The organism is Paraburkholderia sp. CHISQ3 (assembly GCF_030464945.1).
Lineage (GTDB): Bacteria > Pseudomonadota > Gammaproteobacteria > Burkholderiales > Burkholderiaceae > Paraburkholderia > Paraburkholderia megapolitana.
In genome coordinates this window covers 321,959-346,967 of the sequence record NZ_JALPRG010000009.1, presented here as the reverse complement: position 1 = coordinate 346,967, position 25,009 = coordinate 321,959, and the positions used below count along the sequence as shown (strand labels likewise).

The 25,009-nt window shown below is 61.4% G+C and carries 20 protein-coding genes; 14 read left to right on the top strand and 6 right to left on the bottom strand.

Annotation, left to right across the window (positions count from 1 at the left end; translation table 11 throughout):
• Positions 1-2,266: hypothetical protein (locus tag M0D65_RS33160; RefSeq protein ID WP_308076697.1), on the bottom strand; the 2,266-nt coding region annotated here is incomplete at its 3' end.
• Here M0D65_RS33160 and M0D65_RS33155 point away from each other — a divergent pair.
• The 9 genes from M0D65_RS33155 to M0D65_RS22585 all read left to right on the top strand — a co-directional run bounded on the left by M0D65_RS33155 (position 2,259) and on the right by M0D65_RS22585 (position 12,617).
• Positions 2,259-3,842 carry a YadA-like family protein gene (locus tag M0D65_RS33155; RefSeq protein ID WP_308076696.1) on the top strand — a complete coding sequence of 528 codons (1,584 nt, stop codon included), beginning with the start codon at positions 2,259-2,261 and terminating at the stop codon, positions 3,840-3,842. The genes M0D65_RS33160 and M0D65_RS33155 overlap by 8 nt on opposite strands.
• Before the next feature lie 105 nt (positions 3,843-3,947).
• Complete coding sequence (locus M0D65_RS22620; RefSeq protein ID WP_266254650.1) at positions 3,948-5,108, top strand: DUF2827 family protein; 1,161 nt, start codon at positions 3,948-3,950, stop codon at positions 5,106-5,108.
• Between the two features lie 2 nt (positions 5,109-5,110).
• Positions 5,111-6,268, top strand: a complete 1,158-nt coding sequence (locus M0D65_RS22615) for a DUF2827 domain-containing protein (RefSeq protein WP_266254649.1) — start codon at positions 5,111-5,113, stop codon at positions 6,266-6,268.
• Positions 6,265-6,861 carry a hypothetical protein gene (locus tag M0D65_RS22610; RefSeq protein WP_266254648.1) on the top strand — a complete coding sequence of 199 codons (597 nt, stop codon included), beginning with the start codon at positions 6,265-6,267 and terminating at the stop codon, positions 6,859-6,861. The genes M0D65_RS22615 and M0D65_RS22610 overlap by 4 nt, the downstream gene beginning before the upstream one ends.
• 52 nt (positions 6,862-6,913) lie before the next feature.
• Complete coding sequence (locus M0D65_RS22605; protein ID WP_266254647.1) at positions 6,914-7,390, top strand: DUF4019 domain-containing protein; 477 nt, start codon at positions 6,914-6,916, stop codon at positions 7,388-7,390.
• A complete protein-coding gene (locus M0D65_RS22600) occupies positions 7,387-8,514 on the top strand; it encodes a DUF2827 domain-containing protein (protein ID WP_091012125.1) in 1,128 nt (375 codons plus the stop codon). Before M0D65_RS22605 ends, M0D65_RS22600 begins: the two co-directional genes overlap by 4 nt.
• An 87-nt stretch (positions 8,515-8,601) precedes the next feature.
• Positions 8,602-10,416 carry a hypothetical protein gene (locus M0D65_RS22595; RefSeq protein ID WP_266254646.1) on the top strand — a complete coding sequence of 605 codons (1,815 nt, stop codon included), beginning with the start codon at positions 8,602-8,604 and terminating at the stop codon, positions 10,414-10,416.
• Between the two features lie 124 nt (positions 10,417-10,540).
• Positions 10,541-11,323 carry a class I SAM-dependent methyltransferase gene (locus M0D65_RS22590; RefSeq protein ID WP_266254656.1) on the top strand — a complete coding sequence of 261 codons (783 nt, stop codon included), beginning with the start codon at positions 10,541-10,543 and terminating at the stop codon, positions 11,321-11,323.
• Between the two features lie 28 nt (positions 11,324-11,351).
• Positions 11,352-12,617: a glycosyltransferase family 9 protein gene (locus M0D65_RS22585; RefSeq protein WP_266254645.1), complete on the top strand. Its 1,266-nt coding sequence runs from the start codon at positions 11,352-11,354 to the stop codon at positions 12,615-12,617.
• A 90-nt stretch (positions 12,618-12,707) separates the two neighbouring features.
• Here the strand turns inward: M0D65_RS22585 and M0D65_RS22580 are convergent, their stop codons facing one another.
• Entirely contained in the window at positions 12,708-13,220 is a 513-nt protein-coding gene (locus M0D65_RS22580) for an OmpA family protein (protein ID WP_308076695.1), read from the bottom strand.
• Between the two features lie 746 nt (positions 13,221-13,966).
• Here M0D65_RS22580 and M0D65_RS22575 point away from each other — a divergent pair.
• Complete coding sequence (locus tag M0D65_RS22575; RefSeq protein ID WP_266254643.1) at positions 13,967-14,653, top strand: response regulator transcription factor; 687 nt, start codon at positions 13,967-13,969, stop codon at positions 14,651-14,653.
• Between the two features lie 475 nt (positions 14,654-15,128).
• Positions 15,129-16,529, top strand: a complete 1,401-nt coding sequence (locus M0D65_RS22570; protein WP_266254642.1) for a sigma-54 dependent transcriptional regulator — start codon at positions 15,129-15,131, stop codon at positions 16,527-16,529.
• A 38-nt stretch (positions 16,530-16,567) separates the two neighbouring features.
• Here M0D65_RS22570 and M0D65_RS22565 read toward each other — a convergent pair whose 3' ends face one another.
• On the bottom strand, positions 16,568-16,972 hold the full coding sequence (locus M0D65_RS22565) for a transposase (RefSeq protein WP_266254641.1): 405 nt from the start codon (positions 16,970-16,972) through the stop codon (positions 16,568-16,570).
• A gap of 166 nt (positions 16,973-17,138) precedes the next feature.
• Positions 17,139-18,038, bottom strand: a complete 900-nt coding sequence (locus M0D65_RS22560) for a LysR family transcriptional regulator (RefSeq protein ID WP_266254640.1) — start codon at positions 18,036-18,038, stop codon at positions 17,139-17,141.
• A 121-nt stretch (positions 18,039-18,159) separates the two neighbouring features.
• Here M0D65_RS22560 and M0D65_RS22555 point away from each other — a divergent pair, with 121 nt between their 5' ends.
• Together M0D65_RS22555 and M0D65_RS22550 are read left to right on the top strand one after the other, a co-directional pair.
• A complete protein-coding gene (locus M0D65_RS22555; protein WP_266254639.1) occupies positions 18,160-19,635 on the top strand; it encodes a M20 family metallopeptidase in 1,476 nt (491 codons plus the stop codon).
• Positions 19,636-19,640: 5 nt separating this feature from the next.
• The gene (locus M0D65_RS22550; protein WP_266254655.1) at positions 19,641-20,972 is read left to right on the top strand and encodes an MFS transporter; all 1,332 of its coding nucleotides are present in this window, start codon (positions 19,641-19,643) and stop codon (positions 20,970-20,972) included.
• Positions 20,973-21,023: 51 nt separating this feature from the next.
• Here M0D65_RS22550 and M0D65_RS22545 read toward each other — a convergent pair whose 3' ends face one another.
• Together M0D65_RS22545 and M0D65_RS22540 are read right to left on the bottom strand one after the other, a co-directional pair.
• Positions 21,024-22,385: a DHA2 family efflux MFS transporter permease subunit gene (locus tag M0D65_RS22545; protein WP_266254638.1), complete on the bottom strand. Its 1,362-nt coding sequence runs from the start codon at positions 22,383-22,385 to the stop codon at positions 21,024-21,026.
• Positions 22,386-22,518: 133 nt separating this feature from the next.
• A complete protein-coding gene (locus M0D65_RS22540) occupies positions 22,519-23,448 on the bottom strand; it encodes an HpcH/HpaI aldolase/citrate lyase family protein (protein ID WP_266254637.1) in 930 nt (309 codons plus the stop codon).
• Between the two features lie 697 nt (positions 23,449-24,145).
• Between M0D65_RS22540 and M0D65_RS22535 the strand changes: the two genes are divergently transcribed.
• The gene (locus M0D65_RS22535) at positions 24,146-25,003 is read left to right on the top strand and encodes a MaoC family dehydratase N-terminal domain-containing protein (protein ID WP_266254636.1); all 858 of its coding nucleotides are present in this window, start codon (positions 24,146-24,148) and stop codon (positions 25,001-25,003) included.
• The last annotated feature ends 6 nt before the right edge of the window (positions 25,004-25,009 follow it).

Sequence of the window (25,009 nt, the reverse complement as noted above, 5' to 3'; positions counted from 1 at the left end):
CGTTGTCGACTGGAGTGAGCTCGTTGTCCACGTCCACTTCGACTGGCATCAGCAGCCTGTCGACTGGCCTGAGCACGACCAACAGCAACGTGACGAGTCTTTCGAGCTCGACATCAACGGGCATCAGCTCGTTGTCGACTGGAGTGAGCTCGTTGTCCACGTCCACTTCGACTGGCATCAGCAGTCTGTCGACTGGCCTGAGCACAACCAACAGCAACGTAACGAGCCTGTCGAGCTCGACGTCCACGGGCATCAGTTCGTTGTCGACGGGTGTGAATTCGTTGTCCACGTCGACTTCGACTGGCATCAGCAGTCTGTCGACTGGTTTGAGCACGACCAACAGCAATGTAACGAGCCTGTCGAGCTCGACGTCCACCGGCATCAGCAGTTTGTCCACGGGCCTGAGCACGACGAACAGCAACGTGACGAGCCTGTCGAGCTCGACATCCACCGGCATCAGCTCGCTGTCGACCGGTGTGAACTCGCTGTCCACATCGACGTCGACGGGTATCACCAGTCTGTCGACGGGTCTGAGCACGACGAACAGCAACGTAACAAGCCTGTCGAGCTCGACGTCCACGGGTATCAGTTCGCTGTCGACCGGTGTGAACTCGCTGTCCACGTCCACCTCAACCGGCATCAGTAGCCTGTCGACGGGTCTGAGCACGACGAACAGCAACGTAACGAGTCTGTCGAGTTCGACGTCCACGGGCATCAGCTCGTTGTCGACTGGCGTGAGCTCGTTGTCCACGTCGACCTCGACTGGCATCAGCAGTCTGTCGACTGGACTCAGCACAACCAACAGCAACGTAACGAGCCTGTCGAGCTCGACGTCGAGCGGCATCAGCTCGCTGTCGACTGGCGTGAACTCGCTGTCCACATCCACTTCGACCGGCATCACGAGTCTGTCGACTGGCCTGAGCACGACGAACAGCAACGTAACGAGCCTGTCGAGTTCCACGTCCACGGGCATCAGCTCGCTGTCGACAGGAGTGAACTCGCTGTCCACGTCGACTTCGACCGGCATCAGCAGTCTGTCGACTGGACTCAGCACAACCAACAGCAACGTAACGAGCCTGTCGAGCTCGACGTCCACCGGCATCAGTTCGTTGTCGACCGGCGTGAATTCGCTGTCCACGTCCACATCGACCGGCATCAGCAGCCTGTCGACCGGCCTGAGCACGACCAACAGCAACGTGACGAGCCTGTCGAGTTCCACGTCCACGGGTATCAGCTCGCTGTCGACCGGTGTGAACTCGCTGTCCACGTCCACCTCAACCGGCATTAGCAGCCTGTCGACGGGTCTGAGCACGACCAACAGCAACGTAACGAGCCTGTCGAGCTCGACGTCAAGCGGCATCAGCTCGTTGTCGACGGGTGTGAATTCGTTGTCCACGTCGACGTCCACCGGCATCAGCAGTTTGTCAACTGGCCTGAGCACAACCAACAGCAACGTAACAAGCCTGTCGAGTTCTACGTCGAGTGGCATCAGCTCGCTGTCGACTGGTGTGAACTCGCTGTCCACATCGACCTCGACCGGCATCACGAGTCTGTCGACTGGGCTGAGCACGACAAACAGCAATGTAACGAGCCTGTCGAGCTCGACGTCCACGGGCATCAACTCGCTGTCGACGGGCTTGAGCACGACCAATAGCAATGTGACGAGTTTGTCGACTTCGGCTTCGACGGGGATCACTTCGCTGTCGACTGGCCTGAGCACAACCAACAGTAACGTAACAAGCCTGTCGAGCTCGACGTCCACCGGCATCAGCTCACTGTCGACAGGAGTGAACTCGCTGTCCACATCGACCTCAACCGGCATCACGAGTCTGTCGACCGGCCTGAGCACGACGAACAGCAACGTAACAAGCCTGTCGAGCTCGACGTCGAGCGGCATCAGCTCGTTGTCGACGGGGGTGAGCTCGCTGTCCACGTCCACCTCGACCGGCATCACGAGCCTGTCAACCGGCCTGAGCACGACCAACAGCAACGTAACGAGCCTGTCGAGTTCAACATCCACCGGTATCAGTTCGCTGTCGACTGGCCTGAGCACAACCAACAGCAACGTAACAAGCCTGTCGAGCTCGACATCAACGGGCATCAGCTCGCTGTCGACCGGCGTGAACTCGCTGTCCACGTCGACCTCGACGGGTATCACCAGCCTGTCGACGGGCCTGAGCACGACGAACAGCAACGTAACAAGCCTGTCGAGCTCGACTTCGAGCAGCATCGGCTCGCTGTCGACCGGCGTGAACTCGTTGTCCACGTCGACCTCGACCGGCTTCACCTCACTGTCGACCGGCCTAAGCTCGACCAACAGCAACCTGTCGAGTCTGTCCACCACGACATCGACGGGCCTCACCTCGCTGTCGACCGGTTTGAGCACGACCAACAGCAACGTGACCAGCCTGTCGACCGGTCTCTCGAGTCTGTCGACTACCCTGAGCACTTCCGGTAGCGGTCTCTCGAGCCTGTCCACGGTCGTCTCGGCAACGCGTACGCACTACTACAGCGTCAACGACGGCGGCACACCGACGGGCAACTACAACAACGACGGCGCAACCGGTCTCAACGCGCTGGCGGCCGGCACGAACGCGCTTGCGTCGGGCACGAGCAGCGCGGCGGTGGGCAACGGCGCGACCGCCTCGGGCAGCGGCTCGGTAGCGCTCGGCAACGGTGCGACAGCGTCGATTGCCAACTCGGTAGCCCTTGGCTCGGGTTCGATCACGGCTGCCGCGGTGGCGGTATCGTCCGCAACGATCGGCTCGCTGCAACTCGGACCGTTCGCCGGTACGTCGCCGGTGGGCGTGGTGAGCGTCGGCTCGCCGGGCTTCGAACGACAGATCACCAACGTCGCAGCAGGCCAGGTCACGGCAAGCAGCACCGACGCGATCAACGGCAGCCAGCTGTTCACCGTAGCCAGCCAGTTGAGCGCATCGCTCGGTCAGATCTCGTCGCTGTCGACAGGTCTCTCCACGACCAACAGCAACCTGACCAGCCTGTCGACTTCGACCGGTAGCCTGAGTACCTCGCTGTCCACAGGCCTCTCCACGACGATCTCGACGATCGGCGCAGGCGGGTCGAGCGGTAACGGCAGCGGTACGGGCACGAGGACGACGCAGGGCCGCACGTTCGACAACACGTCGACGTCGACGGTGAACGCCGCCAGCTGCGGTTCGGCCAATGGCGCGGATACGACGGCAGTCGGCACCTGTGCGCAGGCCGGCACGGTCGCCGGGGTGAACGGAGCGACCGTCACGACGGTTGCCAACGGCGCCACGGCGATGGGTTCGCAGTCGCTTGCTCAGGACACGAACACGACGGCGATCGGCTTCCGTGCAACGGCACAGGGTCAAGGTTCGTCGGCGGTGGGCTTCCAGTCGCAGGCAACCGGCACGCAGTCGACCGCGATCGGTTCGAACGCGGTGGCAAGCGGCGCGAACTCGGTGGCGCTCGGTGCAGGGTCGGTGGCCAGCCAGTCGAACTCGGTGTCGGTGGGCTCGCCGGGCAACGAACGCACGATCACGAACGTCGCAGCGGGTGTGAATCCGACCGATGCCGTGAATTTGCAACAGTTGCAGAGCGTGCAAAGCAACGTCAACACGGTCGCGAAATATGCGTATTCGGGTGTCGCGATGGCCGGCGCGCTGGCCGGGTTGCCGCAGGTCGAACCGGGCAAGACCTTCATGCTCGGCGCAGGGTTGGGCAACTACGGCGGCTACACGGCCCTCGCGGTGGGCGGAAGTGCACGGGTCACGCAGAACACGATCGTCAAGTTCGGCGTGAGCACGGTGAGCGGCGAGCGCATGATGTTCAACGCAGGCGTTGGATACTCGTGGTAAGCCCGCAAATGTAGCGTCGGCGCAGCTCTGACGCTATTATTGCCGTACCCCCTGGCGGACCGCTGTCATTGACAGCGGTCCGCTCCACTTCTGCTTTACGGCAACATGCGCATCGGAATCTCCGTTATCAGCCACCAGGGCCAGAATATCTGGCAGAACGGTCTGGGCCAGAACATCATCTTTCTGGCTCGCCTGTTCCAGCGGTTGCCGTTCGTGCGCGGCGTCACGCTGATCGACGTCGGCGACCAGGGCGTGATGCCGGAACAGGTCGACACGGCCACGCTCGGTCTGCCGGTGATGACACAACGCGAGGCCAGCGACCAGGTCGACGTGATCATCGAAATGGCCGGTGCGCTCGACACCCAGTGGCTCGCCCTGATGCGCGCGCGCGGCAAGAAAGCGGTCTATTACTGCTGCGGCCATCCGTTTGCCGGTCTTGCGGAACCCGCCGTTTTCGAGAAACCCAGTCACTTTTCGCGGGCCGACCGCTGCGACGAAATCTGGTCGCTGCCCGAGTACCGGCTATTCGCCAGTTTTCAGCGCACACTACATCGCTGCCCGGTGTTCACGGTGCCTTACCTCTGGCATCAGCAGTTTGTCCGGCAACGCATTGCCGAAGTGGAAACGCAGGGCTATCGCTTCGGCTGGGAAGCAGCGCGTGCAAAGAGCACGGCGGGCGGCGTGCACAAGGGCTTGAGCGTCGCTATTTTCGAACCGAACATTTCGGTGGCGAAGACTTCGACGATCTCCATGCTTGCCTGCGACGAAGCGTATCGCGCCGATCGTTCGAGCATCGAAGCCATGCATGTGCTCAATACGCTGCACATGGCCAACCATCCCACCATGCTGCACCTCGCCAACTCGCTTGATCTTGTACGTGAGCACAAATCCACGTTCCATGGCCGGCACGACATCGTCGGGTTCATGGTGCAACACGCGGACACGGTCGTTTCGCATCAATGGACAAACGACCAGAACTACAGCTATCTAGACGCACTGAGCGGCGATTACCCGCTCATCCACAATTCCGAATGGCTGAAGGAATTCGGCGCGGGCTACTACTATCCGGAGTTCGATGCGGTGCGAGGCGGCGCGCAACTGCGGCACGCGTTGGCCCATCACGACGCAGGCCTCGTCGATTATCACAGCGCATCACAGCGCGTCTTCGATGCAGTCGATCCATTCGCCGCGCATAACCTGCAGGGTTACGCGGACCGTTTGCTCGATTTGTGCCGCGATACGGACTTCGTCGACGGGCGGCATTGAACATGACTACACCCACGCCCCTTCAGAAAGGTACCGGCCGGCTCAACGTCGGCGTGACGATTCATGTGCGCAAGGGCACGCAGTCGTTGTGGGAAAACGGCATCTTCCAGAACTGCCTGTTTCTCGTGCTGCTGCTCACGCGCGTGCCGCGCATCGACAAGGTGTTTCTCGTCGCCGGCGGCGACGGCAGCACTGAAGATGCACGCAATTTTCTCGGCGACTCCCCAGCACCCGTGATCGATATGAACACGGCGATGGAAACCCTCGATCTGATGATCGAGATGAGTGCGCAACTCGGCCGCGAATGGATCGTTGCGTTTCGCGAGCGCGGCGGCAAGGTCGCGACGATGCGCGTGGGCAACGACTATGTGATCGACGCCGAGCGGATGGTGTTCGACAAGCAACACGGGCTCCTCATTTCCGGCGCGCCGTACGACGAGATCTGGACGCTGCCGCAGTACGAGAAAACGGCGGCTCCGTACTATCGCAGCGCGATGCGCGCCGAGGTGCGCATCGTGCCGCATCTGTGGAGCTCCGCGGTGCTCGAGCGCGAGGTCGCGGCGCTGCCAGCCGGTACGAGCTTTGGCTATCAGCCCGGCCGCGGGCGCTGGCGCGCAGGGATCTTCGAGCCGAACATCTGCATGGTCAAAACGGGTTTCATCCCGATGCTGTGCTGCGAGGTCGCGCATCGCGCCGACCCAGACATGCTCGAGCGTGTCTGGGCGTACAACACGTTCCACCTGAAAGAGCATGTGACCTTCAACGGTTTTGCGCACAGCCTGAACATCGTGCAACACGGTCTTTCGTCGTTCGAGGGGCGTTTCCCGTTCGTGCAGATCGTGTCCGCCAACGTCGATGTCGTGGTCTCGCATCACTGGGAAAACGCGCAGAACTATGTCTATTACGAAGCGCTCTACGGTGGCTATCCGTTGATCCACAATTCGCACCTGCTCGGCGATTGCGGGTATCGCTATCACGATTTCGACTGTGAAGAAGGTGGCGCGGCACTGCGTCGGGCGTTCGCGGAGCACGATGCGAATCTCGCATCGTACCGGCAGACGGCGAAGACCTACCTGCGCCGGCTCGATCCGGAAAACGAAGTCAACGTGCGCGCATATGCCGATGCAATCGATGCACTCTACGTGAACCGTCAGCCATGATCTCCGCTCTTTCCCGTGTTGCAGCGTATTTCCGCAGCGGTGCGTGCGCGACCGCTGCCGCGTGTTGTGCCGTGTCGATGACGATGTTCGTGCCCGCTGCGTCCGCACAGAGCGTGCTGAGCGCACCGACGCCGTCCGGCCCGCTGAATTCGATGGCTGCCGCCGTCAACAACGTCGGCATCAAGCAATGCCGTCCGCAACTCACTTCGCTGTCGACGCTCGGCGTGCAGGGCACGGCGAGCAACGACCTGTTGCTCGACTGGGATCACAAGCGCGTGAACACCAGCCCGGTGTTTTCGCTGATCGGACTCGACTACGGCTCGAATGCGGCGGCGATGTCGATCACCGCCGTGCCGGAAGCGGATGGCTCGTGCTCGGTGCTGGCGGAGCGGATTTCGGCGGCGCCGGTCGCGTGCAAGACGATCGCGACCCAGGAGCTGCATGGCTATCGCGCGACACCGTTGCTCAACCAGATGACCGTCTACACCGACGGCAAGGACCCCGGCTCGTCGGTGTCGCTGATCGACTCGCCGCCGGGCTGTCTGGTGATTCGCCGCTACGTGGCGTTTTCGAAAGCGGCAAGCGCCCACTGATCACGGCCATGACCCGCGTTTCGCGGGATGACTGCAAACGAGGAGAGAACGGATGAAACACAGGTTCACGAAGCTGGCAGCCACCACGCTGCTGATGTCTTTCGCAGCGGGCGCGATGGCCGCCGGCACCTCGGCCGACGAACTGCTGCACGATGCGGACGCGGTGCTGCAGCAGATCGATGCGTCGCACGGCGGCGCGCTGTGGGACAACGCCGCGCCGTTCGTCAAGACGAAGTTCGAGAGATCGCAGTTCATCACGCAGTTACAGCAGCAGCGGCAGTCGTATGGTGCCGTCAGTTCGCGCGGCTGGGCGTCCGTGACGCGACTGCAATACACGAACAGTCACGACGTCCCCGACGGCCTGTACGCAAACGTCGACTACGCATCGCACACCACCGATGGCCAGACCGTATTCGAGCTGGTCAGCTTCCGGCTGGAACCCGATGGTCAATGGCGACTGGTCGGCTACAACGCGCGCCGGAACCAGGAGCGCAATGCGACGGTCCAGCCCGCGGCGCCGAAACCATGAACGCATTGCGCGTCGGTATCACGATCGGCTTGCACCACGAGGCGGAAACGCTCTGGAACAACGGCATCAAGCAGAACGCGGTGTTCCTTGCCGAGGCGTTGCGGCAATGCCCGAACGTTGCGGCGACGGTGCTCGTCAATACGACGCAGACCGCGATTACCGACAAGCTGCCGTGGGACCAGACACGCTGGCCGACCCGCACCTTCGACGATGCGAAAGACACACTCGATGTGCTGATCGAACTCGGCGGTCAGATCGACGCGGCGCAAACGGAGTACCTGAAGCAGCGCGGCGTGCGACTCGTGTCCTACTGCTGCGGCTTCGAATACGTGCATGCGATGGAATCGGTGCTGTTTCGACGGCCGCTATGGGGCGAGAACCTGTTCGTCAACCAGCGCTACGACGACATCTGGATGATTCCGCAGGTCGACAACATCAGCCGGTCGTACTTCGAGGTATTGCGGCGTTTGCCCGCGCGTGTCGCGCCGTTCATCTGGAGCCCGATGTTCGTCGAGGAACGCAGCAAGGATCTGCCCGAGAGCGGTCGATACCGGCCGGGCAGCGGTCCGAAGCGGCTCTCGGTGATCGAGCCGAACCACAATGTCGTCAAGTTCTGCCTATACCCGGCACTGATCGCCGAACTGGTCTATCGCGAGCGGCCCGACAGCATCGCGATACTGCAGGTCACCAACGCCGAGCAGATCGCTCGCGAAAGCCACGAGTTCATCGCGCTGATGAACCAGCTCGATATCGTCAGGAACCACAAGGCAGTCTTTCTCGGGCGGCACGACACTCCGGAATTTCTGGCGCGCAATACCGATATCGTCATTTCACATCAGCTGGAAAATCCGCTGAACTACATTTATCTGGAAGTGTGCTGGCAGGGTTATGCGCTCGTGCACAACGCGTCGCTGTGTCCGGAGCTCGGCTACTACTACCCGGCGAACGACGCGGCGAAAGGGGCGCAGCAGGTGCTGAGCGCGCTCGATCAGCACGACGCGCACGCGTCCTGGTATCGCGAGCGGCAGCGCACGATGATCGGCCGTTTTCTGCCGGACAATCCGCAACTGGTCGCCACGTACAGCGCACTGCTCGACGATCTCGTTCGCAAGCCGATTCGTTAGGACGCGGGTTCGATGCGGTTGCCGCATCGGTGGAACAGCGGTAGTCAAAAGTAACTTCGGGCAGCACTTCGACGGGTGGATTCGATCATGTTGTTTGGGCGCATTGCGGGGCTCATCGAGGCTGGCGATCTGGTGGACGCCGCACACGAAATTGCGCACTGGCGCAGCGCGCAGCCGGACGATGCCGGCGCGCTAACGCTGGCTGCCCGCGTGATGCGCCTGTGCGGCCGTTACGGCGAAGCGACGACGACGCTCGGTCATGCGCTTGGGGTCGTGCCCGGCTACGTACCGGCTCTCGTCGAGATGGCGCGTACGGCGCGCACGCAAGGGCAGGCCGGGCCGGCTGCCGAATGGTTCGCGCGCGCCTGGCAGGCCCAGCAAGCGACGCACGGTGAATATGGCGACCACGACTGGCCTGCCGAATGGATGGAACTGCTCTCGCAATCCGGACGCAATCAGGAAGGGCGCGATATTGCAGCGGTATGGTGCGAACGGGACGGTAAGCGCGCGGCGCCGTGGTTCACGCTGGGTCTCGCGTGCCAGCGCGACGGCGAACTGAACGCTGCCTTCGATGCGTACAGCCGCGCCATGCAGATCGACCCCGATCTGCCGATGCTGCGCAGCAATCTCGCTGCGTTATACAACCAGTTGAAGGACGCGCAGACGGCGCGACGGCTCGCGATGGATGTCATCCGCGGCGACCCGGACAATTCGCTCGCGTGGGTCAACCTGTCGAGTGCTTACCTGGCGCTGCGCCAGCCCGAGAACGCTCTGATCGCGGCCGATCGGGCGTGCGTGCTCGCGCCTTCCTACAATGAGGCGCTCGGCGGCCGGATCAGTGCGCTCAAGGAACTGCAGCGCTGGGACGAGGCGCTGGCTACAGCGATCCACCTCGCACAACTCGCGCCGAACAACCGGCGGGTGCAATGGACGGTCGCCATGCTGCAACTGGTTCGCGGCGACTACGCAAACGGTCTCATCAATCATGAGGCGCGCTGGCAAGGCTCGGGCGAACTGGCCAAGGTGCCGGTATTTCGCCCGGAGCACCGCTGGCAGGGCGAGGATCTCGCGGGCAAGACGTTGTTCGTGTGGGGCGAGCAGGGCTTTGGCGATGCGCTCCAGTTCGTGCGCTTCGTTCCGTTGATCGCGGAACGTGTGAAGGCGGCAGGCGGCACGCTTGCCTATAACTGCTTTGCCGGGGTACTGCCTTTGTTCCAGCGCAGTCTTGCGCGCTATGGAATCGAACCGGTTGCGCACAACGCCGGTAACCTGGCCGCGTTCGACTTTCATGTGCCGATCGGCAGCCTGCCGCTGATGTTCGGTATGACCGCCGAGACAATACCTGTGCCCGAAGGTTATCTGCTGGCGGACGCGAACAGGATTGCACAGTGGCGCGGCAAGCTAGGCGGCCCGGAGAAGCTGCGTGTCGGTCTGGTCTGGAGCGGTAGCCGTGGACATCAGCGCAATCCGCTACGCTCGATCGATCCCATGAAGTATGCGCAGACGTTCGCCGGTGTGGCGGGCGTCGAGTTCTACAGCCTGCAGGTCGACGACCGCGACAGTGTGGTCCGGATGCGCGACGCAGGTTTGCCGGTGAGCGATCCGACGCCGGAGCTTGCGTCGTTCGACGACACCGCTGCGCTGATGAGCAGCCTCGATCTGGTGATCACAGTGTGCACGTCGGTTGCGCACCTGGGCGGCGCGCTCGGTGTGCCGACGTGGTTGCTGCTCGACGTCAATCCGCATTGGGTGTGGATGCTCGAGCGTAGCGATAGTCCTTGGTACAGCAGCCTGAAGTTGTTTCGACAGTCTGCTTACGGGGACTGGTCGCCGGTTCTCGACGCGTTGCAGACGGCATTGCGGGAACGCACGGAACAACACGCGCGGCAGCACACCGGCTGACACTACCAGATTGCCGCCCTCGCTTCGGTTTGCGCGCGAAATCAATCGACGCTCCGGAACCGCGGCCTGAACGCAGTAACATCAGGTAACCGGACGAACCGAGGGCGCCATGTCGTTAGCCAATATGCAAGTCGTGCCGCAGCAGACGCTATGCAAATGCTGCGGTCAGAGCAGTCGCCTGTGCGGCGTAGTCGATTTCTCGCGTTGCGGTGCCGATCAACAGGCGGGCAAGAAAGTCGACCCCTATGTCGGCGTACCCATCTATTACTACCGTTGCGACGAGTGCCATTTCGTTTTCACGCAGGCGATGGACGCGTGGACCAATCAGGACTTCGCAACGTGTATTTACAACGACGATTATGATCGGCACGACCCCGACTATCTGGGCAAACGGCCACGGGACAATGCAGAGATAATTGCCGGAAATTTTCCGGAGATGGCACAGGCCAACCTGCTCGATTTCGGTTCGGGCCTCGGGTTGCTCGAGAAGGAACTGAGAGCGCGCGGTTTTACGAAGATCGATTCATACGATCCCTACACAAGTGGCGAAACTGGGCGTACCGGCCTCGCGGCGAAGTACCGTACTGTGGTGGCGTTTGAAGTATTCGAGCATCATCCGCAGCCGCGTGAGTTGATGGCCGATCTCGCCGCGCTTCTCGACGATGATGGCGCGATTTTTTTCAGCACGCTGCTGGTGAGCGACGAGATCGCCAGCGAAGGCATCGATAAATGGTGGTACTGCGCTCCACGTAACGGCCATATTTCCTTTTTTACGCCGCAGTCGTTAAGCCGGATCGGCGCGGAACACGGTCTCAAGCTGGGCTCGTTCAACGAGGGATTTCATTTCTTTTTCAGGCAACAGCCTCCAGCATGGGCTGTGAAATTCTCTCATCAGGCCTGGAGTTGAGGCACCCGGCAAGACTTAGGAAACCAGGATGCAACAGTCAATCGATGAAGAGGCGTTGGTCAGCGCCTACACGACCTATCTCAGCAAGGGGGACTTTGCATCCGCGATGTCGTGGTGTCGTGCGCTGCGTTTGAGCGGTCGTGCCGGCGAGGCACAGGATCTGTGCACCAGGTGGCTGGATAAGGTGGACGGAACATATGAGTGCGCCCAACTCGGCATCGACATGATTTATCTGGGTATGTTTGCCCAGGGCGAGGCGCTGTTGAGTGCTGCTATCGGAGGCTTCCCACATGGTACGAACCGGCATCTGGCCATGTCGGAGCTCGCCATTGCCAAATACCAGCTTGGCAAGTATTACGAAGCGCACGACATTTTCAGGTCACTCAGAGACAAGGGAGAAAGCGCCAATCTGGTGCGGCTGCTGTATCCAGATGCCGGTGAAGATACGTGGCGGCATTTTCAGCAGAAATTTCTCGCATTGTCCGATTCGATAGCGGGCAGACGGGTCGGCATTGTCCAGGAAGGCGGCATGGGCGATCTGATCATGTATTCGCGCTACGTGGACATGCTTCTCCAGGAAGGCGCGAGTTCGGTTTGCATTCAAACCCCACCGGCGCTTCGCAGTTGCATCAAGCCAGATCCGCGCATCACGCTGGTAGAGCAACTGGATGCTGAACTGCTTGAATGTGACTTCATCACCACGATGTTCAGCCTCTTCGCGCGCTATCAAAGCAACCCGTATTTTCCGAACGCGCCATCATCGATCATTGCGTTGCCGCCGCTCCATGCATTCTCCGGTTCACCGGCAACGCTCATCGACGAGGGCACAACGGAACGCAAGGTTGGATTGATCTGGCGCAGTACTTCGGGCGTCCGTCACGAGCCCTATCGATCAATCGATCTGCGCAAGCTGCTGCCCTTGCTGGAGAACCAGTCGTGCCGGTTCTTCTCGTTGCAGGTGGGTGAATTGAGCGCCGACGAGAAAGCGTTGATGAGCGAACACGGCATTGTCGATCTCGGTCCGCATCTGGCTACGTTTGCCGATGCCGCGGCCATCATGCGGAAGCTCGACCTTCTGATATCGATCGATACAGGCCCCGCGCATCTCGCGGGTACGCTGGGTTGCCCTGTCTGGTTGCTGCTGTCGCAAGCTTGCGATAGCCGATGGTACGACGATCCGCGTTTTACACCCTGGTATGCCTCAATGCGCCTTTATCGCCAACGTACGCTCGGTGACTGGACTGAGCCGCTGGACGAAGCGAAAGTCGCGCTGGCGCTTCCGGCTATCTGTTGAGCATTCTCTCGACGATCGACAATCGACTGACGCAGCAAAACGCCGCGCACCGGTCACGGTGCGCGGCGATACAAACCTTCAGTCCAGCGGTCAGCGCGCGCTAACGGTCACGCGACGGTTCTTCGCGCGTCCTTCCCGCGTGGCATTCGATGCGACCGGATTGTCCGGACCGAAGCCATGCGCTTCGAACGCCGCCGATTTCAAACCGTGCTCTTTCAGATAGCTCAGCACGCTCTCGGCACGACGACGGGAGAGTCCCTCGTTATGCGCACGCGAGCCGGTCGAATCGGTATAACCGTTCACGGTCACGTTGGCGAACGTCGCATCCTTGCTGTCCGAGATCAGTTTATCGAGCTTCGCAGTCGCGGCCGGCGTGAGGTCTGCCCGGTCGGTAACGAAGTTCGCTTCACCGCTCAGCTCGAGCGTTTGCGGCGCGGCGGCCGGAACGGGCGCGGGCGGCGGCGGAGCGGCTGCCACTTCCGGCGCGCCGCACTGGAACGTGAGGGTGCGCGGATTGGCGGCGGAGCCGTCGGTGCGAAGCGCGTCGATCGACTGAATGACCTGCACGGGTTGATCGCCGCAAATATGCTGTGCGGTTTTCATGCAGTTATTCGAGCTTTCGAAGATACCGCCGCATTCGACGCGATACGCCTTCGAATGTCCCGGCATATCGATTGAATAAGCGGTGTACGTCGGTCCGGACGACGCTGTGCAACCCGTCAGGGCGGCAGCGAGAGCGAACCAGCAAAGGGCGATCTTTTTCATGTTGGTGTTTGAATAATGAAGTTCGACTGGCGGCTGGTCATTGCCGGACCCGGCGCGCACTGTTGCCCATTAGAAAGCGGCACAGCCGCTTGACCGATGTCGACTATAGCTTAGTGCATTTCTCCGGTTTGCCAAGAAATGTCAGATCAAATATCGGCTTATAGCCGCATTGGTGCATCCCGCATAAATTCACTACCCGCCGCCGATAAAAGCCGCTTGCCCAGACCTGAAACGGACGTTTCGATGATTCTGAAAGATATGCATCCCGCCGGGAGAAAGACCGGTATCAGACCGGTATCGGCTTCTGTAATGTGCCAATACCCGGCTAGGTGAGCCCCGGATTTTTCATTGTTTGACAGTTTTTGTTTGGGGCTTCCAGGAGAATACCTCTAGTACAGCAGGTTGCGCCGCGTAGGCTTGGCACAGTTTCTCGATCGCCCGGTAACTCTCATCTAATAAAAGAATCGCGATCGTGGTGTCTTACGGGGAGCGTCACAAACGGCGAAACATCGCCGCTTTTGTCGCGCGGCGCAGCAGACCATGAGTATTACGACAGTAGGCCAGCTACCAGGACCGGTATCAGCATGAGAGTTTGTATTCTTGATAGCGACATCCAGATCCTCGATATGATCAGCCGCGTCCTGGAAGGCGCGGGTCATGTCTGCCACCAGTTTACTGAAGGCCGCATGCTGATCAAGCACCTCCAGCGGCAATCGCTCGATCTTGTGATACTCGAATGGAATCTGCCCGACATTTCAGGCGGCGAGGTGCTGAGCTGGGTTCGCAAGCATCTACCGCCTGGCGTCCTGGTTATGTTTCTGACCAACCGGCGCCGCGATACCGATATCGTGTCCATCTTCAACGGCGGTGCGGACGACTGCGTGGCCAAGCCGGTGTCTCCGAGCGTGCTGGCGGCGCGTATCGAATCGCTACTGCGTCGCAAACACACAGCTGCGTCTGTTGCGGATTCCGTCTCGTACGGCCCTTACACGTTCCACGGCGGCGGCACGGTCACGATGAACGACAACGTGTTGCCGTTAACACGCAAGGAGCGCGATCTCGCACTGATGCTGTTCCAGCATGTCAACCAGCCGGTGTCGCGTGACCATCTGCTCGAGGTGGTGTGGAAGTCGGACGTGCGATTCGAGTCGAGAACGGTCGACACGCACATTTCCGTATTGAGAAAAAAGATGCAGCTGCATCCGGGCACAGGATTCAGGATCACGACGATCTATGGATACGGCTACCGTCTTGAAGCGGTCGGCACGTAGAGCGCTTGAACCTATCGCAGCCAGGGTCGTACCGATGTGTCCGGATCATTCGTCCCAGAGGCGAACACGTGCGCCGACTGATGGCAATGTCGTGGTCCGTTCGCTCTCGCTGCTAGGCGGACGCTCCTGCGCTTGCCGGTCCAGCGTTGAAGCGGGTGCCGCTATCCGTCTGCCCGCATACATCGCGCTCTCTGCGCGACGCTCGCCGAGCTGTGACGCTGTCTTAAACCGCGCATGCTTTTTCATAGGCACCCGTCAGGTCGGTCGCCGTGTGTGCGCATGATCGACGTCAGGGCGACGTAGGAGCACACAGCGTGGAATCGAGTCTAGCCTGGTCGCCAGTGGCAGACCTTTAACTATTGTCAAAACCCCGCAAATTGAGTTGTGCCAAACCAGGTAATTAAATAATGTCCTGATCGAAGTGATCGGCCGGCCCCATAACAGGCTGCGGTCGTACTCGGCACAAGCACTACAAATGCAAACCACGAGACACACCCTGGTCCTCACAGCCGGGCAATCGTCCGGATGGGTGCGCGACCTCGAGTGTCAGGCGTGGTCGATTGCCACGGCGTTGCCCACGCACGAACTGAGACGCACGCTGGACGCGAACGTCCTGACGTGCGTTGTCGTCGACTTCACGCACGGCTTCAATAGCGATGCACATGCGGCGCTTGAACGGCTGCTCGCGTTGCCGAACGTCGGGGCCGTCGGCCTCGTCGCTGCAGGCCAGCTCGAAGACCCGCTGGTGCGCCACCTCGCAGTCGACCACTGCCTCGATGTGCTTTCAACACCTGCTTCGCCGGCACAGCTGACGCTGTCGATTGCCTATGCGTTCGATATGCTCGAGTCGCGCATGCACGAGCGCGATATCGACGGTAATCTGCTGCTGCGCGCGGGGCTCAAGGGCGGTCACCAGGTGCATGCGGAAGGCAGCATGATCGGTTCATGCGAAGCGATGGTCGCGCTGTTCCGCTCGATCCGTAAGGTGGCGAGAACAGATGCACCGGTGTTTATTTCGGGCGAATCCGGTACCGGCAAAGAGCTGACAGCGCGCGAAATCCACGAGCGCTCGGCGCGCCGCGACCGGCCGTTTGTCGTGATCAATTGCGGTGCGATCCCGCCGCATTTGCTGCAATCGGAGCTGTTCGGCTACGAGCGCGGTGCGTTCACCGGTGCGAACCAGCGCAAGATCGGTCGCGTCGAAGCGGCCACGGGCGGCACGCTGTTTCTCGACGAGATCGGCGATCTGCCGTTCGAAAGCCAGGCGAGCCTGCTGCGTTTCCTGCAGGAGAAGAAGCTTGAGCGGATCGGTGGGAATCAGTTGCACGATATCGACGTGCGGATCATCGCGGCCACGCACATCGATATGCCGGCTGCTATCGAAAGCGGTCGCTTCCGGGCGGATCTGTTTCACCGTCTGTGCGTGCTGCGCATCGACGAGCCGCCGCTGCGTGCACGCGGTACGGATATCGAGTTGCTCGCACGGCGCATGCTCGATCGCTACCGTTCGGATTCGCGGCGTACGGTGCGCGGTTTCGCGCCGGACGCGATTGCCGCGCTCTATACCTACTCGTGGCCGGGTAACGTTCGCGAACTGATCAATCGGGTGCGGCGCGCGATCGTCATGTCGGAGCGACCGTTCATCACGGCGGACGATCTCGATCTCGGCGACTATGCGGATCGAAGTACGGTGTCGCTTGCCGAAGCGCGCGAAGAAGCGGATCGCGACGTGATCCAGATGGCGCTACTGAGAAATCGCGGCAGCCTGAGCAAGGCAGCAATCGATCTGAGGATTTCACGCGTCACGCTAACGCGATTGCTGCGCGCGCGAGGGATGAGTGCCGCGAACTTCAGGTCGTCGCGCAGCGCGCGTTGACCGTTGGCACGGCGACAAAAGGTGCGGCGAGCGGGCGCCTAGCGGCGCGCTGGCCAGTCGACAGTGAGCGTTTCCAGGGGCCGGGCCTGAACGACCATTCTGCGGCTGCGCAAACCGTAGTCGGCACAGATCGTGTCCGAGCCGAACAGCTCGGTGGCGATGACCGACAGCACACCGTTCTCGTGCCAGCGCTGAAAATGGCGATGGCAGGTTTGATGCACCGGGTACGTGTTGGGCAGCGCGCTCCACGGCTTGCGATGATGGAGCACCCAGAAGATACCGTTGACGACCTGGCGGATATCCGCATGCGGGCGGCCACGACGCGGCGCGCTCGTCTTCATTTCCGGCAGCAGCTGCGCGACGCGCAACCACTCGTCTTCCGTGAGTTCGCGGAACGGCTTTTCGGGCAGCGTAGGGCTCAGTAGTAATGGATTCGACGACATTCGCAGGCTGAAAAAGGCAGACGGAAAAACGCGCTCCAAACCGGCGGCGTGAGTGCGAAGGAATTGAATGCCGAGGCTCACGGTGAAGCGCACGACATGCGGTTCTAGGCTACCGCGAATGCCTGCGAGCAACTGTTAACGATTGACAAATACGCGCTAGCTCGCATTAGTCCGTCGCACTCAATGCCTCTTTCAGCTTCACGAGAAACCGCTCGACGATAGCCGGCAGACGACGATCCTTCATCGTCGTCAACTGCATCTGGCGTTGCTGCAACAACGGCTCGTCGATGTCCTTCGCGAGCAGCGATGCATCATTGCGCATACCGCGTAGCGCAATGCGGCTGCCCAGTGTGATGACGCCGGTCAGTGCGGCAAAGTGATGCATCGCGCTGGAGTTATTGCCGGTCATCAGCGGTTCGAGATGATGGCCGCGTACCGAGCAACACCAGTCGAGCAACTGACGCACCGTCGTACCGCGTTCGAGCACCGCGACCGGGTGCGCAAGCAGATCGTCGAGCGTGAGCCGGTCTTTGTGCGCGAGCGGATGCGTAGGGGGAAGCAGTGCGCAGACCGGAGCGCTCTGCGTGAATTCGACACTCACCGCCGTCGATGTCGCCGTGGAGAACCCAAGGCCAAGATCGACGTCGCCGATCTCCACCCAATGCTCGACCTGGGCCGGCGTGCCCGAGCGCAGGACGAAGCGGGTCAGCGGGTGCTCGACATGGAACGCGGCGAGTACCGATGGCAGGAAGTAGCGCGTGAAGCCCTCGGTGCAACCGACGCGCACGATACCTCCGCCCAGCGCGTGCGCCGCGGAAATATCGGCGAGCACGGCGTCCGCGTCCATCAGCGCGCGGCGCGCATGCTGAGCGAGCAACTCGCCCGATTCGGTTAGCACCATGCCGCGCGGCAAACGTTCGAAGAGCGGGGTGCCGACTTCCTGTTCGAGCTTGGCGATTTGCCGGCTGAGTGCCGACACCGCGACGTGCAGATTCTCCGATGCGGCGGCCAGCGAGCCCGTGCGGGCGACTTCGACGAAATAGCGCAACGCGATGCCGTGCAGCATGGAGTCCCCCGTCTGTGCGTTGCCGTTTCGGCAATGCTATCCGCAAAGATTGAAATTGTGGCGAATTATTGGCCTTCCTAGACTGCTTCGCAACCCTGCAACCAGGCTGGAGAAGCGCACTGTGACCACAAGCCAGAACACCCGCACAGCAGCAGTCGATGCGGCTTTTCGCACGTTCGATTCGGGCGCGTTGCTCGAACAACTGGCGCGCCGCGTCGCGTGCCGGACCGAGAGTCAGAATCCATCGCGGGCGGAGACGTTGCACGCGTATCTGACTGACGAGATCGCGCCGGCGCTTCAGCAACTCGGCTTCACGAGCCGGATTGTTGAGAACCCCGAACCGCACGGCGGCCCACTGCTGATCGCCGAGCGCCATGAAGACGCCGAACTGCCCACGGTCCTCACCTACGGCCACGGCGACGTCGTGCGCGGCTACGACGACCAGTGGCGCGCCGGACTTAAACCATGGGACATCGTCGTCGAGGGCGACCGCTGGTACGGCCGCGGCACCGCCGACAACAAAGGCCAGCACTCGATCAACTTCGCCGCACTCGCCGCCGTGCTGGACGCGCGCGGCGGCCGGCTCGGCTACAACGTAAAGGTGCTCTTCGAAACCGGCGAGGAAGTCAGCTCGCCGGGTCTGTATGCGGTCTGCGAAGCGAACAAGACCGCGCTCGCCGCCGATCTATTCCTCGCCAGCGATGGCCCACGCGTATCGGCCGAACGCCCGACGCTGTTTCTCGGTTCACGCGGCGCGGTGTTGTTCGCGCTGTCGGTCGATCTGCGCGACGGCGGCCATCATTCGGGCAACTGGGGCGGCGTGTTGCGCAACCCAGCGGTGGTGCTCGCGCATGCGATCGCGAGTCTTGTCGATCGTCATGGGCGCATCGCGGTGGACGGGCTGCGGCCGCCGCCCGTTTCTTCCGCCGTACGCAACGCGCTTGCCGATATCGAACTCGGTCGCGACGAGCAGTCGCCGGCGATCGACCCTGCCTGGGGCGAACCGGGTCTGACGCCGACCGAGCGTGTGATCGCGTGGAATGCGCTCGAGGTGCTCGCGTTCAAGTCGGGCAATGCGGATGCGCCGGTCAACGCGATACCGCCGTCAGCGAAAGCGGTGTGCCAGTTGCGCTTTGTCGTCGGTACGGACTGGGAGCGGACCGCACACCATCTCGAGACGCATTTCGCGCGGCTCGGATTCGACGAGGTTCGCGTGAAGGTCTCGACGGGCAGTGCTGCAACACGGCTCGATCTCGAGGACCCGTGGGTGAACTGGGCGCTCGCTTCGATGCGCGCGACCACCGGCAAGGAACCGGCCCTGCTGCCGAATCTCGGTGGCACGGTGCCGAACGATGCGTTTGCCGGCACGCTGAACCTGCCCACGCTGTGGGTGCCGCATTCGTATCCCGCGTGCTCGCAGCATGCGCCGAACGAGCATCTGCTTGGCTCGGTCGCACGCGAAGCGCTCGGTGTGATGGCCGGGCTGTGGTGGGATCTCGGCGATTCGGCCGCGAGCGTCGTGGCGGCGCGCGCGGCGATGAGTGCATCGGCAAGCGTACCGGCGAGCGCACCAACAAGCGCAGCATCGCGCGAATAGGCGGCATCATGCAAAAGCAACCCCTCAGCCTGACGAAGATCGTGCTCGCGACCTCGGTCGGCAATGCGCTCGAATGGTTCGACATCGCGATCTACGGTTTCTTCGCCATCTATATCGCGAAGCACTTCTTCCCGACGGCCAACGATACTGCGTCGATGCTGCTCACGTTCGGCTCATTCGGCGCGTCGTATCTGGTGCGACCGCTTGGGGGCATGGTGCTCGGCGCGTATGCGGACCAGTGCGGACGCAAGGCCGCGCTCGTGCTGAGCGTCACGCTGATGATGGCCGGCACCGCGATCATCGCGGTGATTCCGACCTACGCGACGATCGGCCTCGCGGCGCCGCTCGGTGTGTTCGCCGCGCGGTTGATTCAGGGGTTTTCGGCGGGCGGGGAGTTCGGTGCATCGACGGCGATGTTGATCGAACATGCGCCGCATCGACGCGGCTTTATCGCGAGCTGGCAGTTCGCGACCCAGGGTTGCGCGATCCTGCTCGCATCCGGCTGGGGCTACGTGCTCGCGAAACTGCTGTCGCCATCCGAACTGGATGCGTGGGGCTGGCGTGTGCCGTTCTTCTTCGGCTTGCTGATCGGCCCGGTCGGCTTGTATCTGCGGCGCTTTCTCGAAGATGCGCCGGATTTCAGCGAAGCAACGCGCACCGCGACTCCGGTGCGCGACGTGTTCACGACGCAAAAGTGGATGCTGCTCGCAGCGATCGGCGCGCTGACGGTATCGACGTCGATGAACTATCTGCTGCAATACGTGCCGACTTTCACGATTCGCGAACTGCATCTCGACACGTCGACCGGTTTTGCCGCGAGTACCTTCGCCGGGCTCGTGCTCACCGTCGTCACGCCGCTTGCGGGCCATCTGTCCGATCGCATTGGCCGGTTGAAGCAGATGGCGGTCACCGCGGTGCTGTGTCTCGTCACGGCGTATCCGGCGTTTTCGTATGCGGTCGGCCATGTGTCGGTCGTCTCGTTGTTCGTGCTGGTCGGCTGGCTCGCGCTGCTCAAATCGATCTATTTCGGCGCGCTGCCGGCATTGATGGCCGAACTGTTTCCGGTTGCTACGCGCGCGACGGGCATGTCGATCGGCTACAACATCGGCGTCACGGTTTTCGGCGGCTTTACACCGATGATCACCGTGTGGCTGCTGAGCGCCACCGGCAATCGCAGTGCGCCGGGCTTTTACCTGATGTTCACGGCCACCGTGAGTCTTGTTGCGCTCGCGGGTGTGGCGCGCAGTCAGTCGAGGCGTGGCCGGCGCAGTGCCTCCGCTTCGCATCGTGCGGAGCAGACCGATGTAGCTGGCATCGCCGCCGACTCGCCGCATTAATGACACGTGAGCGAATTCAGAACGCTACCGACGAAGGACTCCCCTCTCGACCTACCCATGCGCCAACGTCCGTAACCGCCAGAAAATCCCCGTTGAAGCAAGCGTCACCGCACCGATACAAACGAAGCTCAGCTGAAAACCCAGCGCGGGCGACCCCGTGTGCGCACCGAACACACTCGCCAGCGCGCCGCCAAGCGATGCGCCGAGCCCCATCGCGAGCATCTGCACCATCGAAAAGAGGCTGTTGCCGCTACCGGCGTCGCGATGCGACAGGTCCTTCAACGTGACGCTGTTCATTGCGGCGAACTGCATCGAATTGGCGGCGCCGAAAATGGCGAGCAATACGATCTCGACGAACAGCGGTGTAGCTGGGGTAATCAGGCCAAACGTGACAATCGTGATGCCGACCACGAGCGTGTTGATACGCAGGAACACGCTGTAGCCGAAGCGGCGTACAAGCGGTGTAATCCAGCGCTTCGCGACCGTGCCGGCGACAGCGGCAGGCAACAGCATCAGCCCCGAGCGCAACGGCGAATAGCCAAGCTCGAGCTGCATCAAAAGCGGCAACAAGAACGGTGTGGCTGTCGTGCCGATCCGGCAGATCAGGTTACCGGCGAGGCCCACCGCAAAATTGGGCTCGGCAAAGAGACCGAGCCGGAACAGCGGATTCGCGTGTTTGCGTGCATAGGCTATGTACGCGAGCACGGCGACGATCGCGACCGTCAAGGCACCGAGCGTCCACATGCCGCGCGATCCACCCGTTGGGATATCGACGGCGAGCGAAGCGGTGATCATCGCGAGTGAGAGAAGTGCATAGCCCATGTAGTCGAACGGCGGCGGATCGATCAGCGAATCGCGCGGCAGGTAGCGATAACCCGCGGCAAGGCCGATCGCGCCGATCGGTACGTTGATCAGGAAGATCCAGTACCAGGACGCGGATTCGATCAACCAGCCGCCGACTGTCGGCCCGACGATCGGCCCGACCTGGCTCGCGATCGAAATGAATGCGATAGCGGACACGTAGTCCTTGCCCGACACACTGCGCAGCACGGCGAGCCTGCCGACCGGCAGCAACATCGAACCGCCGACGCCTTGCAGTACCCGCGCCGCGACCAGTTGCGTCGCGCTATGTGCGGCCGCGCAACATAGCGAGCCGGCTACGAACACGAGAATGGCGCCGAAGTAGACACGTCGTGTGCCGAAGCGATCCGCGAGCCAGCCTGACGCGGGTGTGAGCGTCGCCATCGTCAGCGTATAGGCGACGACGACGTTGCTCATCGCGAGCGCATCTTCGCCGAAGGCGCGGGCGATCGACGGCAGGGCCGTGTTGACGATGGTCGTGTCGAGCGACTGCATGAAGAAGCCGGCGGCTACAGTCCAAAGCAGTGCGGTATGAGAGGAGGTCCTGGACATCGGAGCGAAGAAAATGACAGCGTGTGAGAGGGCGCGCAGCACAGGTCGTGCTGCGTCTGGCTTCTGGCGAGAGGGGAGAAGCGCTGTCTGTGTAACCTCGCCACTCCCCTGTTTCAACGCACGTCAGGCGGATTCAGGCTGCATCCATCTCCAGGTCTTCGATCTCTTCGCGCACGCCGTACCACTCGGCCCGATCGATGATCCTGGTCGCCCATTGGTAGTGCGTAGCCGGCTCGCACATCGCGTCGTCGAACTTGAATACCGCCGGCGCGTCGTTCGTCACGATCAGCCGTGCGCAGTCCAGGTCTTCCCTCCGAACTCTGAAAGCCTCGTTGATGAGCGGGATCTGCGCCGGATGAATCGCTGTTTTCCCCACGAGCCCATGAGAGATATCGAGCGCCAGTTCTTTCTTGAGTAATTCGGGCGCGGAAAACTGCTCGAACACGGGCGCGGTGAGCGAAAAACCTTGTGCGCCCATGATGCCGCCGAGCATCGGAATAACGTAGGCCATGGGCGTGCTGTACAGCGTCTCCAGCGGATTTCTGCGTAACCCCATGGAGCCGAGCAGATCGTTTGCCCCGATACGTAGCGCGACCACCCTGTCGCCGAAGCTGGCCTTGAGTCCTTCGCCCAGCTCGACCATCGCGCCGGGGCTGAATACCTCCGATGTCTCCAGCGTCGGCATTACTGCGAGCGCAGGGTTGCTGACGGCTGTGTCCCATTCGTGCAGGTTTCTCAGGGAGATCTTGGGCAATACGAACCCATCCACATGTCCGATCAGCGGCCAGTTGTTCAGGATCGCCGCCATACCGGCGTTACGAGGCCGGACAAACAGCAGCGGACCATTCCCGGAGCGCCCCCCTCGCGAGTCGATCTGCTCGAGCAACGCCTGCAGATTGCTCAATGCATAGTCGACTTGCGAAGCACTGACCGAGTCCTCGAGGCAGACGACCAGAGAGCGCAACTCGGGCAATTTCTCCCGGAAAACCACGTCGAGGATGTCAGTGCGCGTCGCAGGCATGTACAGCGTCCCGCCCAGTCTGAAAGGCGAAATCTTTTTCATTCGATACTCCCGATAAATTGAATTCGGAACGACTATTCAATCAGGAGCAAATAATGCATATTCCCGGTTTCGCTAAACCTGATGAGCGATAGGTATCCCCGCAGGTACACATCTACGTGTATCTGCGATGAAAAGTGGGAATTCCGATTAATTGCCTGATTCGGAATTAACGACGTTCGGAATTGATGAAATGAGCAAGAAAATTTAAGGGTGAATCAAACATGCATGAATGCATTACGCTAATTCGCATAATGGAATCACATGTCGCTGGAATCCCCTCCGACCTGCGTCTCTCCGCTAACTGCCGGCTTTGTTTTTTTCAATGCTACGACATGCTGAAAGGAATTTCAAAGAATTTTAGTGGAGAAATGTAATTTATGCGGTTTAACGTGACAACTCGCATAACCTGAATGGGAGTGAATGTAATACCCCCTTGTAGCGCTTTGTCACTTTGTCACTCGATCGAAATAAGATTCGAAATAATTCCATTGCCAGATTCAATTTCAGGCAGTGAATCAGCAAGAATAACGGCGAATAAAAGCCCCAGCCGTGGGTCGATGTTCTGCAGGCGCATCGTGCGCGGCGATCGCCGCATTAACGAATCCCGAAGCCCCGATTCGGGATTCGCGACTTCGCAGCGAACGCCGTTCGGGTCCATAGTTGAGGCTGACGACCACCGCCAACGGGAGACCCCAACGTGTCCGATTCCACCGCGAAGCTCGATGCATGGCTCGACAGGACCGAGACTTGCCGCGATACCGTGACCGCATTTCCGCTCGCGGCGTTGTCCGCGACGCTGGATTATCCGCAGACGGCTCAGCCCACGCAGGATGTACCGCCGCTGTGGCACTGGTTGTACTTTCTGCCAGTCTCGCCGCTCGCTACTGCGGGTGCGGACGGCCACCCCGAGCGCGGCGAGTTTCTGCCGCCCGTTCCATTGCCGCGCAGAATGTGGGCCGGCGGCCGGGTTACGTTCCACGCACCGCTGCAGCCTGGCGACGTTGCGCAGCGCACGTCGACCATCGTCAATATCGAGGACAAAACCGGGCGCACGGGCCGGCTCGTATTCGTGACCGTGCGGCACGAGATCGAGGTGAACGGCGAGCCGAGAATCGAAGAAGAGCAGGACCTCGTGTATCGCGAGGCGCCTTCCGCCGAGGCTCATGAGTCACAGAAGGGACCTGCCCGCGCGCCGTCCGACGAGACGTTCTCGCGCGTCATCCATCCTGATCCGGTGCTGTTGTTCCGCTATTCGGCGCTGACGTTCAACAGTCACCGCATTCACTACGACTATCCCTACGTCACGCAGGAAGAGGGCTATCCTGGCCTCATCGTGCACGGCCCGCTGATTGCCACACTGCTTGTCGACCTCGTGCGCCGCGAGCTGCCCGATGCAACGCTGTCGACGTTTTCGTACCGCGCGCTGCGCCCGACCTTTGCGCCGCAGCCGTTCAGCGTGTGCGGCAAGCCGTCGGCCGATGGCCGCGGCGTCGAGCTGTGGGCGAAAGACCACGGCGGCTATCTGACGATGCGTGCGTCGGCGACGCTTGCCTGAATTCCC